The 12809-nt window shown below is 46.0% G+C and carries 10 protein-coding genes; 6 read left to right on the top strand and 4 right to left on the bottom strand.

Features of this window, described 5'->3' with window-relative positions; translation table 11 throughout:
* Positions 1 to 14: 14 nt before the first annotated feature.
* Complete coding sequence (locus EC604_RS02950; protein WP_123062659.1) at positions 15 to 1178, bottom strand: mannitol-1-phosphate 5-dehydrogenase; 1164 nt, start codon at positions 1176 to 1178, stop codon at positions 15 to 17.
* 46 nt (positions 1179 to 1224) lie between these two features.
* Positions 1225 to 1893: an HAD family hydrolase gene (locus EC604_RS02945; RefSeq protein ID WP_123062658.1), complete on the bottom strand. Its 669-nt coding sequence runs from the start codon at positions 1891 to 1893 to the stop codon at positions 1225 to 1227.
* 586 nt (positions 1894 to 2479) lie between these two features.
* Here EC604_RS02945 and EC604_RS02940 point away from each other — a divergent pair.
* Complete coding sequence (locus EC604_RS02940; RefSeq protein ID WP_123062657.1) at positions 2480 to 3424, top strand: ADP-ribosylglycohydrolase family protein; 945 nt, start codon at positions 2480 to 2482, stop codon at positions 3422 to 3424.
* Between the two features lie 149 nt (positions 3425 to 3573).
* Complete coding sequence (locus tag EC604_RS02935; RefSeq protein ID WP_240036619.1) at positions 3574 to 4857, top strand: MFS transporter; 1284 nt, start codon at positions 3574 to 3576, stop codon at positions 4855 to 4857.
* A gap of 85 nt (positions 4858 to 4942) precedes the next feature.
* Here the strand turns inward: EC604_RS02935 and EC604_RS02930 are convergent, their stop codons facing one another.
* Complete coding sequence (locus EC604_RS02930) at positions 4943 to 7375, bottom strand: hypothetical protein (protein ID WP_151458035.1); 2433 nt, start codon at positions 7373 to 7375, stop codon at positions 4943 to 4945.
* A 693-nt stretch (positions 7376 to 8068) separates the two neighbouring features.
* Between EC604_RS02930 and EC604_RS02925 the strand changes: the two genes are divergently transcribed.
* The 3 genes from EC604_RS02925 (at position 8069) to sigK (ending at position 10017) form a co-directional block, all read left to right on the top strand.
* A complete protein-coding gene (locus tag EC604_RS02925) occupies positions 8069 to 8776 on the top strand; it encodes an alpha/beta hydrolase (protein ID WP_429349979.1) in 708 nt (235 codons plus the stop codon).
* A gap of 236 nt (positions 8777 to 9012) precedes the next feature.
* Positions 9013 to 9192 carry a hypothetical protein gene (locus EC604_RS02920; RefSeq protein WP_123062654.1) on the top strand — a complete coding sequence of 60 codons (180 nt, stop codon included), beginning with the start codon at positions 9013 to 9015 and terminating at the stop codon, positions 9190 to 9192.
* A 126-nt stretch (positions 9193 to 9318) separates the two neighbouring features.
* Complete coding sequence (gene sigK / locus EC604_RS02915; protein WP_090915017.1) at positions 9319 to 10017, top strand: RNA polymerase sporulation sigma factor SigK; 699 nt, start codon at positions 9319 to 9321, stop codon at positions 10015 to 10017.
* 423 nt (positions 10018 to 10440) lie between these two features.
* Here the strand turns inward: sigK and EC604_RS02910 are convergent, their stop codons facing one another.
* Positions 10441 to 11058, bottom strand: coding sequence for a TetR/AcrR family transcriptional regulator (locus EC604_RS02910; RefSeq protein ID WP_123062653.1), 618 nt, complete (start codon positions 11056 to 11058; stop codon positions 10441 to 10443).
* A gap of 284 nt (positions 11059 to 11342) precedes the next feature.
* Here EC604_RS02910 and EC604_RS02905 point away from each other — a divergent pair, with 284 nt between their 5' ends.
* Positions 11343 to 12776, top strand: a complete 1434-nt coding sequence (locus EC604_RS02905) for a 4-hydroxyphenylacetate 3-hydroxylase family protein (protein ID WP_123062652.1) — start codon at positions 11343 to 11345, stop codon at positions 12774 to 12776.
* Positions 12777 to 12809: the final 33 nt, after the last annotated feature.

Below are 12809 nucleotides of genomic sequence, written 5' to 3'. Positions count from 1 at the left end.
GACTGAGCTCAAGCTCAGGTAAGTACCTTGTGCCCTTGAAGCTCTTCATAACGGGTGATGATGTGATGATGAAGGACATGTTCTTCGGGAATGCCCATACGTTCGCGGATAAAAGGAGAGAGTCCATCTTCACGGATATAACGTTGCAGCTTCATGGCTTCCTCATCGCTTTTGTTATCAAACAGCATAGCGGCCGCCATCGCGGAGGTTAAGTGAGGAATAGCGATTCCGAATTCACTGGCCTGCATCGCTGGGCGAACAAGCCGGTCATGAGGTGAAAGCTTGCGAAGTGGAGAACGAGCGACCCGTGTTACTTGGTCGGTGAGATTGGGGTTGGCGAACCGTCCCAATATGGTATCGATATATTTTTGATGTTTATCAGCGTTGAAACCGTGTTTACGGATCAGCATAGCTCCCGTCTCTTCCATGACATAACGTACCTTGGCGCGAAGAGCCGTGTTGCTCATAACCTGCCGAATGGTCTTCAAGCCTGCGAGGTAACCGAAGTATGCGGCGACACAATGGCCCGTGTTGACCGTAAACATTTTGCGCTCAATATAAGGTTCCAGTGAATCAACATAGTGAACGCCCTCGATTTCTTTAAACCCATCCAGCATTGCCGGGCGGTGAACGACCCATTCATAAAAAGGTTCAACCGTGACCTGCAGCGGGTCTTCGTGGTTCTGAGCCGGAACAATCCGGTCCACAGCTGCATTGGGGAATGAAACAAAACGTTCGGCTTTGGCACGGGTGGACTCATCCAGAAAAGGATAGATACGTTTTTTCAGCCGGGTGCTCCCGCCAATCGCATTTTCACAAGCGATAATGTGCAGAGGATTATGATTATTGGCTTTCATGCGCAGATAGATGCCTTTTGCAATCGGTTCGGCGATATCCCCTAAGGCAGATACACCTACTGCTGTTGTAATGAGATCAGCGGATGCAATCTCTTCCGCGACACGATGCTGCTCGTTTACGTTAATCGCGGTTACGTTGTTTACAATAGTTGTATCCTGTTCGTTATTGGCAAGAGTGATCGGATACTCTTGCCTCTGTTGAAGCAACGATATATTCTTTGGGTTACGAGCGACAAAGCAGACGTCATAGTTGGAAGCGGACAACATATGACCGATAAACCCGCGGCCTATATTGCCCGCACCAAAATGTACAGCTTTCATGTGTGAACTCCCCCTTTAAGATTGGATGACGAAATTCGTTCAGACCTTACACGGTGGTGACGAGTGGCTTCGAGATCAAATCGTTAAATTGCAGGTCGGTCAGGCAGGATAGCCGCTGGTGAGGCATATCGAATTCCAACGTTCCAGTGATGGTATTCGAGATGACAACGCAATGCATACCCGCAGCAGCAGCTGCACGCGCGCCGTTAGGTGAGTCCTCAATGGCTACGGCCTCGTCTGGAGTTACTCCAAGGGCTTCAAGTGCATGATTGTACAGTTCCGGATCGGGCTTTACATTGGCAACATCATCTGCCGTGCGAATCACTTCAAAATAGTCTTTTAATTTCAGTTGCTCCAGATGTTGCTCTACCCATTCACGTTTGGAACTGGAAGCTACAGCGAGCTTTATACCGGCTTTGCTTGCTTGTTCCAAATATTCCTGTATACCTGGGCGAACCTTTTCTTTGTTCATTAATGCAGCATGTTGCAATTGAATCGATTCCCTGAACGCATCCCGATCAATCGGAAGGTTCAAATCTGTGATGAGGTACTCGTACGGATTGAAGGTTTTGAGACTGGTACCAATGCACTCAGAATACATCTCAAGTGTCAGATCAACACCATGTTCTTTGTACGCATCACGAAATGCAATATACCACGCTGTCTCTGTGTCAATAATTGTTCCATCGAAGTCAAAAATCAGTGCCTTAATCATACATTTGTTCCTCCTGTTTTCAGAATTTGCGTTGGGTTTGAAAAATAAATCATTTCATTTTGTAAACTTTCTGCAAATAAATTCCCGTATATTCATTAACATGCGGAACATTAGTTGACGCGAAAAGCTGAAAATGAATATTAATCTGGGAAAAAATATGCGTTCGAACTAATAAAACCGTATCATAGGACGAAGAATAGGGTCAAGTGTGTTATGAATGTTTACATTGAAAATTTTCATATATGTGATCTGTTTTCAGAAAGTATCATTCCTCGCAAACCGTTAAGCCCGTTGCATGTAAGCGATATACTGGATGAACTTTTTTTTCAGCACAAATAAAATAATATTTTTTTATGAAAATGGATTGGATTTGATCATTCAACAGCTTTCGACACGTTTATAATAGAAGGAATGATTCAGCGTGTTTGGTTTAATTGGCTTTACGCCAGATCAGCGCATGTGGGAAAATAAGAGAATGAGCCTGTAAAGCTGGGTAGGAGAGAATGGGGTTTGTAAATTTAATTGAGGAAGCACAATGAGGCCATGAATTGCCTGTTAGATAAGTGATGTGAAGGAGGAAGACAACATGTTGCAAAGAGATCGTTTTGAGGGCAGTTTGATCGGGCTTGCAGTAGGAGATGCGCTAGGAACAACCGTTGAATTCAGCAGTCCGGGCACCTTCGAGCCTGTTACAGATATGGTAGGCGGCGGAGTGTTTGGATTAAAAGCCGGAGAATGGACTGACGATACCTCTATGGCTCTTTGTTTGGCGGAAAGTCTGGTGCGTCAGCCTAATTTTGATCCCGCTGATCAGATGCGCCGCTATACGAATTGGTATAAGATCGGTTATATGAGCAGTACTGGAGATTGTTTTGATATTGGTGGAGCTACGCGAAGCGCACTGGAACGATTTGCTCGAACCGGTGAAGCCTACAGTGGATCAACTGACCCCATGACTGCCGGGAATGGCTCTATCATGAGACTTGCTCCAGTTGCCATGGCTTATGCGCTTCAACCGTCGGAGGCGGTTCGCTACGCAGGGCTGAGTTCGCGGACAACACATGCAGCGACGGAAAGTGAAGAGGCCTGCGAAGTGCTGGCAGCTATTCTTGTGGCGGGATTCCGAGGAGCAGACAAGGCCGCAATGTTATCTCCAGAGACGATGAAGCGCTGGCGGACGGAGCAAGGGAGTTCTTTTTCACCTGCCATCGAAGAAGTGGTTATGGGATCATATGGGCGTAAAGAACCACCCGAGATTCAAGGCAGTGGGTATGTGGTTCGTTCTCTGGAAGCCGCGCTCTGGGCGTTCAACAAGTCATCCAGTTTTTCAGATGGCGTATTGCTTGCCGTTAATCTGGGAGATGATGCAGATACAACCGGTGCTGTCTATGGACAGATAGCGGGTGCATATTACGGGCGAAGTGGGATTCCATCGTATTGGCAGGACAAGCTGGCGATGAGAGATACGTTTGATCAGTTAAATGAGGCATTATGGCTAAAAGCATCGGGCAGCGCCGCGCAGGAGAAGTAGGAAGTAGGAAGTCCAGGCTTACGGATCGTATGTTAGGCAGGTAACAAGAGATGAAATGAAGAGAAGATCATAGAACATCATAGAACATGGAGAGAAAGAGCTTAGCGTAAAACAATAGATACATGAAGGACAGGAGAAGAGAAAACATCATGAGTAAGACAGAACATTCCTTAGAACCTACGGCGGGTGAAAAGGCAGCATCCGCGAGTACGTCACAGACTCCAGAGTCTGGTAAACGAAAACCGTTTCCTTTGTCACTGTTATGCTTGACGATTGGAGCTTTCGCCATTGGCATGACTGAATTTATTATTATGGGTTTGTTGCCTAATGTGGCAACGGATCTTAACGTCAGCATACCACAGGCGGGACAACTAATTACGGGATATGCACTCGGTGTAGCCGTCGGCGCTCCCATTCTAACTGTATTCACGCACAAGATTCCGCAGAAAAAACTATTGGTGCTACTGATGTGTATTTTCATCTTGGGTAACGCGTTATCTGTCATTGCACCCACCTATGGGCTGCTCATCTCGGCACGTATTCTGACGGCATTTGCTCACGGTACGTTCCTTGGTGTAGGTTCAATCATGGCTACCAAGCTTGTAACACCAGACCGGAGGGCGGGAGCGGTGTCGGTAGTGCTTGCGGGACTGACCATCGCCAATATTATCGGTGTTCCATTTGGTACATTTATCGGTCAACAGCTCGGCTGGCGTTCCTCTTTTGGCGCGATCACAATTCTGGGCATTATTTCACTGTTTGGGATTATTCGTTTTATCCCGGTTATTCCGCAAGGTACACCAGCTAACCTGGGACAACAGTTCCGCAATCTGATCCGTCCACAGGTATTGCTCGTGCTTCTAATCGGAGCGCTGGGTTGCGGAAGTTTGTTTGCAGTTTTCACCTACATTACGCCGATGCTGGTTGATATTAGCGGCTTTGCGGAGCAGAGTGTAACCTGGATTCTGGTGTTGTTTGGCTTCGGTGTTACACTAGGGAATATGGCTGGTGGTCGTCTGGCGGACTGGAAGCTTATGCCTTCGCTTATTGTAAACTTTGGCATTCTTGCAGTATTGCTTGCTGCATTAACGCTGACGCTGCACAATCCGGTGTTGGCCGTAATCACGATCTTCTTCTGGGGGGTCGCAGCCTTTGGCATTATGCCAGGACTGCAGCTTCGCATTATGAATATGACGCGTGAAGCTCCGCTACTGGCGACGACATCCAGTCACTCTGCGTTTAATCTGGGGAATGCGGCGGGGGCTTATCTCGGCGGATTCGCTATTACACATACAGGGCTGATCTCAGTGCCAATCTATGCTGCAGTAATTGCAGCACTTGGATTGCTTGGACTTTTACTCAGTTTCTTTAAGCAGGATAAGAAATCTTCGCCTGAAGGTGCAGATGCTATTCGTCCCGTATCGGTACATTAGATTACCATCGATGGACTAATGACAATGAAGAAAACCTCAGTCTCTTGTTAGAAACAAGAAAACTGAGGTTTTTTTGTACTTTATATTAATAGATTTCAAGCTCGTTAATTCGAACATAGGTTGGCTGATGTGAAGGCCCTTTGCTAGCGACGACACGTACCTTGGAGGTGTTAACGGCTGCAAAAGTATGTGATCGTGTCGTTTCCTGGTTGCCTGTGACTTGAACGAGATTTACCCAGCTTGAACCATTCCAGTATTGCAGGTCGTAGTTGGCAAGGACATAACCCTTGGTTGTGTATAGATCGATTCGCTGGATGGAACTGGATGCAGGCAGATCAAGAATGACATATTGCGGTAATGACGAATTACGATTATTTGCCCAGCTATAGCTTTCCCCGAGTGCCGTGTTACGGTCGCCATCATTGATTCGGGCTGTGGAGTACCCTGGATAGGTGGAGGATGCCGTTACGGTAGCATTTCTCGCCAGGTTCTGCCCGGTTCCCGGATTTGTAGGGTTTTTCACCAGTCTTACGAGGTTCCAGCGTAGCTCAAAGAGTTTGAAGGACTTATTAAATACAGCCCCTTCTCCTTTCACAAGCGCATCAATGGTAAGGGACATGGTACTTGGAACGCTGTTGCTGCTTGTCCACTTTCCTGTGGCCTCAATGCCTGCGAACACACTGACCTCTAATATTTTTTTGCCTGCAATTTTCAAACTCACTTCGGCTTTGGCTCCTGCCCAAGCCGTGACTTGTCCTTCAATTTTATGTGTGACGGTAAGATAACGGCTCACATTGCTGTAAGGCTTGATTTGTACAGGAATATAGGCCCGTGTTTTACCTTTTACTCCTAAAGTTACGGTATACCCCTGATCCACTTGGAATTCAAATGTGACATTGCCATCGATACCAATGACAAGGAATACCCCAACGGATACGGAGCCCAGACTACCTGCACCGATATTGAAGCCCATAATCGGCACTTTAACTTCTTTTTTGAATTTGGCGTCGCCTTTAATGTAGACGTTCGCTTTCTCGCCTGCTGTGAATTTCAGATCGTATTTTCCCCAGAAACCGTATTTTCCCGTTACTTTGGGTGCGATCAATGTAAGTTTGCCGCCCGCTTCAACGTAAACTTTGTTACCGTTTGCATTTTGTTGATTCACAAGCACTTTTTTGAAATCACAGACAAACTCGTTGCCCGATTTTTTACAAGTGGCAAAATCACCTGCTCCAGCGGTGCGAATAAGTTCATTCATATCAATGGCGTTTGCTTCAGTAATGTCTGCGGAATTTGCTTGATTCAAACCTGCGGAAGCTTCTTCACCCTCATGGATCAAGGTTTCGTCATTCTCATGAATCGAAGTTTCATCACTTTGATCTAATATGATGCCACTCAGGTCCGTAGGAGTAGCGGCTGTAAGGGCTTCATTGGTCTGAAAATCTGGATTAGAGAGATTAGCCTCTTGCTGGAGCGTGTTATCAATGTTGAAATGTTTGATCTCTTGATCCATGTTTGTCTGCTCATCAGATAGGGAGGATGCTCCGGGCCGTTCATTGCTTTCCAGCACCATATCCAGATCAGGCATGACAATATTTCGCTCTTCCAAAGAAACTTCCTGCTCAGGAATATCATAATAATCAAACAGTTCATCTACACCAGGTGTAGTGTAATCCACCAGTAATCCATCTTTGCTTTTGCTGGTGCTAGCCACTTTGATTGCCCTGGCGGAGGACTCATCCAGAAAAATCTGACCAGGTGAAAGCAGGTTTCCAATCTGAGCGGCTTCTCGGGAATTCAGTTCGATTGAACCTTTTTCTTCCACCGTTTCGAAGACGGAATTAACGACGGGTAGTTTTTGTACAATGGAAGATGGCATAGGTTGCGTCGGTTTTAATTGGTAATCGACCTGTTCAAACTGACCGGAGGATGTAATCGGATTACTGACCCCCAGGCCGTCTTCCGAAATGGTAAATGTAATGCGGAAATAAGCTTCCGCAATGGGGGCATCCACATTTGTTTTGCCTGCCCAGATCCAACGTGCACTTGTTTCTTCCGGCATACCTTGGATTTGTCTCCACGGGTCAATGCCATAACGTCCAAGATCGGAAGCACGTGCCCAGGATGTATCATCGAATCTAGGTTGTTCCCAACCCTCAACGTATCGTTCAGATACTTTCCAGTTGAAGTCGGTAACCAAATTTTCATCTTCATAACTGAGATCTGCCAGCAGTCCGGCGTACGAACCCCAGTCCTTGGCTTGAACCGCAATCACATTTGTACCCGGTTGAATGGGGACAGGGAACGTATACGCTTTGGTCCAGTCATCCCCTTTACCTGCTTGTTTGCCGTTTACAAAAAGTGAAAATTCATTGTCGGCTGTTATGTATAGTTTTCCCTCGTTGTTAGAAGCAGAGTAGGCATTGGTAGGCCAAAGGCCGACAAGTAAAGGCAGCAATAACGTGAAAACCAAAAATGAGGCCCATGTCTTTTGAATAGATGAGCGAAGTTTGTTCACAATCATTTCCCTCCCAAGAAATAGTTGGTTTGCAGAACAATCAATCATGCCGCCTGACTTGGTGAAATAAAATGCCTTGAAGGAAGAAAAAACGAGAAAAAAGTGTGAATTGGTATAGACACCTCCTTGTTTGAGATTATAATAAGGTAAAATATTCAATTTAACAACAGTAATTTACATTTTTTTATAGTGAGGTTTGTTAGAAAAGAGAAGCGTGAATTCTTTGCTTTTATATAAAGGTAGATTACGCGTAGATATAAAGTGTCGAATATAGTTGCAAAAAATGGATAAATAAGTTTAAATATACTATATAAGTAATTTTAAAAAGAGAAATCAAGTTTAATCTACAATTTTCAACGTATTCTACCCGCATTGCGTATGACGGAAGGGAGGTGGTGGATTTATTTGTAAGGGCTTTCATGACAGAGGTATTGCTTGTGATTAACCCAATTGAGAGGAGAAAAGTGAATGAAGAAACGTATTTCTATCCTTTTAAGTCTTTCTATGGTTGTTGCTATGCTTGCTCCAACGATGGCGTCTGCCACGGAATCTAGCGAAATTTCTGCTCAGAACACTGCATATGAATCTACCAATGCTTCCAACAATGAGGTAAACAATACTCTAAATTCAACGCCGGTTGTACCGGCACCACCGGGGTATGATGGCTACCGCAATAACATTCCGCATGGGAATATGAACCTCATTACCTATAATTCTACGACGGTTGGCAATGCACGGAAAGCGATGGTGTACACGCCGCCTGGATATTCACCTAATAAAAAGTATAGCGTGCTGTACCTCCTGCATGGTATTGGCGGGGATGAGTACGAGTGGGCTAATGCAATGAAACCGAAGAACATTCTGGACAACCTGTATTCTGAGGGCAAACTGTCGCAGATGATCGTGGTTATGCCGAATGGCCGTGCGATGAAGGATGACCGCCCGATAGGTGATATTTATGCACCGGATAAGGTCGCCGCGTTTGAACGGTTCGAGCAAGATTTGCTCAAGGATCTCATCCCTCACATTGAGAGAAACTATCCCGTCTATAAAGATAAGAACAATCGTGCACTTGCTGGTCTGTCCATGGGTGGCGGACAATCTCTCAACTTTGGATTGAAGAATCTGGATACGTTCGCTTATGTAGGTGCCTTCTCGGCAGCGCCGAATACGAAGCCTGTGAACCAATTGATCACGAATCCTGGACAGGCAGCCAGCAAACTGAAATTGCTCTGGATTTCCTGCGGAGGAAGTGATGGCTTGTTGTGGGTGAGCCAGAACTTTAAAAATGGTCTCAGCAGTATGAACGTTCCACACATTTGGTATCAAGATGTTGGCGGACATGAGCCAAAAGTTTGGAACAGTGGCCTTTATCAGTTCTCGCAACGCATTTTTAAATAGTACACTAGCTCCCATCCAAAAGTAATCATCTGAACGTGCCATCCACACTATTCTCTAATAAGAGTGTAGCGTTAAGATGGGAGCGTTCGGATGAGCATCAGCCTCAGGCATGTCTTGTACATGGCCTGAGGCTTTATGTATTTTGGGTGTAACAGATTCAGATCGGAAGGGTAAACAGTATAGTATAAGATGAGACGTACATAGGTAGTTTCATGAAAGAGGAGGAACCAATTACGATGTTTTATTATAAAGGTGCATTTCGGGAAACGGATAACGTTATCTATTTTAAAAGCGAAGTTCCGCTGGTGCAGCATGATGTGATTTTGTTTGGGGAGAGAACCTATTTTATTGAAAGTGTGGAGAAAGAGTTTTTGCTGCTGGAGAGAGTGGGTTCAGTTGTAACGGTGAGCGTGTAACGTGTTTATTTTGGTGCGGATTTAATGGTACGTGCACTTCTAGGCCTCTGCCCACATACAATAGATCGACCCTGTTCCCTTATGTGCTCAGGCCAGATCGTTGTAAAACTGCAGGAGGTGTCATCTGTGCCCGGATTGTTTACCGCAATAGCCCTGTTCATCAAAGAATTAACGTTACTCGTTTCGTATGTCAAAAACAATGCGTTTCCTCAGCCGCTCGCTGAGGATGACGAAGCCAAACACCTGCGCCTCATGGCTGAAGGTAATGCCCACTCGCGCAATCTGCTCATTGAACACAATCTGCGTCTTGTGGCGCATATCGTCAAGAAGTTTGACAATACCGGAGAAGATCAGGAAGACCTGATTTCAATTGGAACGATTGGATTGATCAAAGCTATCGAAAGCTTTCAGCAAGGCAAAGGCACAAAGCTTGCTACATTTGCAGCGAGATGTATTGAAAACGAAATCCTGATGCATCTCAGATCCCTGAAAAAAACACGAAAAGACGTATCCCTGCATGACCCCATTGGGACGGATAAAGAAGGAAATGAAATTACATTAATTGATATCCTCGGCACCGAGGCGGATGATGTGGTAGATCGCGTGCAACTGAAAATTGAGAAAAGCAAGATTTATCGTAATCTTGACATTTTGGATGATCGGGAGAAAGAAGTCGTCATTGGCCGCTTTGGCCTGGAAGCTGGCGGAGAAGAGCGCACGCAGCGCGAGATTGCCAAGGAGCTTGGCATTTCACGCAGTTATGTTTCGCGGATCGAGAAACGCGCGTTGATGAAGCTGTACCATGAGTTTTATAAGCAGAAATAGATGTGAACTAATGTATGTGTTTAAGATTAGAAGGGCGGCCTTTCGTTAGGAAGAAAGGTGGTCCTTTTTCGTATATGTATGCAATGAGACAGACTCATCACGTCAGGAGCTTTTCCCATGAATACTATTCCGGAATAAAGCCCCTGGGACGCTGGAGCGGATTGAGGCACAGGTGGATCAGACGGAGCTGTTTTGATATACCGATCATGGATCAGCTTTAAAAAAACGAAGATGTAACAGGAAAGGAATACGCGCGTCGGTTTACGCGATATAACGCAAGGAGGAAAAGTCCAATCTCTGAATCTCTGATACACTCCCATTATCGTAGGCAGTAGAAAAAACTACGTTTACTCATGATGGGGGTTCTTCCCATGTCCAAAAGAAGTTCATTTTTTGATGTAGTCAGGCTGCGTCAGGAATGGGTTAATGTGTTTCCTGACCCTGAGCACCCATCGCGGTGTACGCACCTAGTCGGGCAAGGCGGGTAAGCTGCAAAGCCATATGATGGGGAGAGTAAATTTTGTTGTTTTCTAGCCATTTATGAATGATTCCGGTGGTGGAGAAGCTGAGATGATCCAGTAAAATGTCCAGCGGCACCTGAACCTTTTGATTTAGTCCGATTCGAGTTATCCGTTGGAAAAAGTGAGCTTTAATCACCTCGTTCAACCTGGTACTGAAATTGCCAACAGGATTGATCAGCAGCATAACGCGGTAGAACTCATCATGTTCAAAGATGTGTTCAAACAAGACCTCAAAGATCGGGTCAGGCTCGGCAAATGAGGGAAGCACATCGATGGCAGCACCACGTTCCTTGAGCACATCGTCCAGCAACTGGAATTTCTCGTTTACAATGGTATCCAGCAAATCCTCCTTGTCTATAAAGTGGGCATAGAACGTTGAGCGGTTGATGTTGGCTTGTTCTGCGATGTCTACGACACTGATGTCCGGGTAATTTTGCTTCGCCATAATGGTCAAAAAGGCTTCGGAGATCATGACACGAGTTCTGTGAATTCTTCGGTCTATGCTTCGGGATTCATTCACTTATATCACCTCGAATACAACAAATTGGGATGAATTGTTGGTTAAACAACACCGTCTAGATCCGTATTTAATAAGTCTATGGGAATGAGCTTACAATTCAGCCACCTCCAGATGAAGCCAAATTGTAGTTTATTTTGACGTTGCCCAACAGATCAAGGATTAGTGTTTGGTAACCGTCAAAACTTGGATGATTGATTGTTGCACTCCAATGGATATTAGCTATGATAAACAATAAAACAAAGCAAATCAATCGGAAAAATAAAATTTGAGCAAGGGGTGATATTTTGAGGGGAGACACTTTCATTTCCAGTCTGAAGGATGGACGATGTGTCTGGCTCGAGGGGCAGCAGGTCAGGAATATTTCTGAGCATGCGGCTTTTAAAGGCACGCTGTCCACCATCAGGCAGCTGTTTAACATGCTCGATGATCCTCTTCAACGGAAGCAGGTAGGCTTTGCTCCCGATGGACAGGAACGATACGTACACAGCTCATTTCTCATTCCGTATACAGCAGCCGAGCTGAACAAGCGCAGTCAGTCCTTTGCGGTCTGGTCTTCTAGTACCAGTGGCATGATGAGCCGGTTATCTGACTATGCCCGTTCCATAATCACCGGGTGGTATGCTGCCCGGCACGAATTATCCGAACTGGACCCGCGATTCGTGGACAAAATCAGTACCTATTACCACGAGGCCAGAGACCGAGACCTCTTTCTGACGACAGCGATCATTGATCCCCAGATTGATCGTTCTAGCGGGCTGGATGATCAGCGGATCGCCGAGCGATTTCTCCATGTGGTGAAGGAAACTTCTGAAGGCATTGTGGTCAGGGGAGCCAAAATGATTGCAACGGGTGCACCGTATACGCATGATTTTCTCATCTTTTCGTTTCTGCAATTTCAGACCCGGCATCAGAAACATGCTCATGTCCTGATCGTACCCGCGAATTCACCAGGACTGCATATTGTGTGCAGGGAGTCGTTTGCTGATGCCCGAGAACGCAACCATCCACTCAGTGCACGATACGATGAGATGGATGCCGTCCTTTTTTTCGATGATGTTCTGATTCCTTGGGAAAGGGTGCTTCTCTACGGAGATTCTGACAAGGTGCTGAAACTTCGCGGGAACCGTACGGCCAATGGACTGGCATTTCACCAAAATGTCGTGCGCTTTGTAGCCAAGCTGGAATTTGTCACAGGGGTGGCGTTTGCGGTGGCTGAGTCGATTGGCGTAACCGGATTTTTGCATATTCAAGAGAAACTGGGGGAGCTGCTGACACAGATTGACGTGATCAAGGCACTGATTATTGCAGCGGAGGCCAAAGCCGTGCCTGATGCGGCAGGCGTGCTCGTTCCTGATCTAACGTATGTGGAGACGGCGCGAAATTTGGGAACCAAATATTATCCACGGGCTGTCGAGATACTTCAACAAGTTGGCGCAGGTGGCTTTGTTCAGACTCCTTCCGGGATTGAGGACTTCTACGGTCCGATATCCGAACTTATGCATTTGTATTTTGAAGGAGCTGCAGTAAGTGCTGAGAAAAAAGTGGAGCTGTTCAAGCTGGCCTGGGATCTCATCGGCAGTCCGCTCGGCGCAAGACATCTTTTATATGAAAAGTTTTATGCAGGTGATCCGATCCGTGGCCTTGCATCCCATTACGTTCGACATGACAAATCGTCGTTAACAGCTCCTGTCTGGAAGCTGATTCAAGAGAAAAGCTAGAGCAGGATAGCCATCATATGAGCAGGAGGAGAG

The sequence above is a fragment of the Paenibacillus amylolyticus genome, assembly GCF_003719335.1.
Lineage (GTDB): Bacteria > Bacillota > Bacilli > Paenibacillales > Paenibacillaceae > Paenibacillus > Paenibacillus amylolyticus_D.
The sequence above is the reverse complement of the archived record's forward strand: the minus strand, read 5'-3'. Positions and strand labels throughout refer to the sequence as shown.